Source organism: Candidatus Burkholderia verschuerenii (assembly GCF_001189365.1).
In the GTDB taxonomy this organism is placed as follows: domain Bacteria; phylum Pseudomonadota; class Gammaproteobacteria; order Burkholderiales; family Burkholderiaceae; genus Caballeronia; species Caballeronia verschuerenii.
In genome coordinates, this window is record NZ_LFJJ01000421.1 from 1 (window position 1) to 1095 (window position 1095).

2 protein-coding genes are annotated in these 1095 nt (G+C 48.8%); both read right to left on the reverse strand.

Annotation, left to right across the window (positions count from 1 at the left end):
- Positions 1-275 (reverse strand): hypothetical protein (locus BVER_RS29555; RefSeq protein ID WP_157056326.1); only part of this gene is annotated, 275 nt, incomplete at its 3' end.
- Positions 276-301: 26 nt separating this feature from the next.
- Positions 302-682: a hypothetical protein gene (locus BVER_RS29560; RefSeq protein ID WP_050456234.1), complete on the reverse strand. Its 381-nt coding sequence runs from the start codon at positions 680-682 to the stop codon at positions 302-304.
- Between the last annotated feature and the right edge of the window lie 413 nt (positions 683-1095).

Here is a 1095-nt window from a genome sequence, read left to right on the forward strand (position 1 = left end):
GGTCGAGGCTGCCGATCCTTGATGGTGTCGAAGCGGAGATCCGATATCAGCTGAATGAATGTCGCGGGATCTCCTCTCGGCCGGATGCCTGCCTTGACACACATGGCTGTGATCAGGTTCGGGAAGCCGATAGACAACTTTGATTTGGACGTCTTCGTCGCTGCCATCATCTCCTCACTGATCACTTGGCCGACATCGACTGCCACGCCGGTGCTGATAGCATATATCAAGTGAGCTCGTTTCTTCAGCACCTCTGGATTCGAGGAAGTCGGCATCAGTCGGCACCTGACGAAGTGATTGATCAGTCTGCCTTCGCTCTCAGCTCCGCCTTGTAGATGAATCTCCAATCTGCTTCGCGCTGTTCCTCCCCAGTCAGCTCACGGTAGATATCCCGCTCATCGACCTGCCTCGCATCGTAGTTAATTTCAAGGTTGGGCAGGTCGAAAAAGGCATTGATTGCCTCAGCGGAGAAGTCTACCGTGTGTCCGTCAATGGTCATCTCCTCCTCCTTCTCTACCTGCAGCCGCGCATAGACCTCATAAATGAGGCTATGGTCGCCAGGTAAGAGTCTATCGTGGCTGGCAAACGCCGTCCATCCGTGTCTCTCGATGTACGCCTGGAGGGGAGGTTCGAGCTTTATTCCTCTCTCCTCCACAATGGTTCGCCCTTTGAACTCTGCCATGGCCTCCCGCCAGCCTACCAAAGGCTCCTCCTGTCGACTGGTTGAGGCCTCTGTCTGTCGCCTCTTTCGTGCACGTGCCATAATGTACCTGAAAAATAATTTTCAATCAGTTTGCAAGACAAGGTACAGCTGGCAAAATATCTCGGCACATTTCATCTATTAAAGTTCAGCAATTATGGCATTGGAAGTCCCAAGTCAAATATCAAGTCAAAAAGATAGCACCACAGCTTATTCAAAATTGAGATTTCGGCATTTACACAGAATTTCATAGCCAGCATTCATCACAAACCAGCACACAGATTTACAGCCTCACATTTTAAATATAAAGCAGGGCACACTGTCTAAAAGAAACACAAGATTACCCTAAACATAAAGTCACATAAAACTAGAACAAAATCAAGAAAAATTAAAGC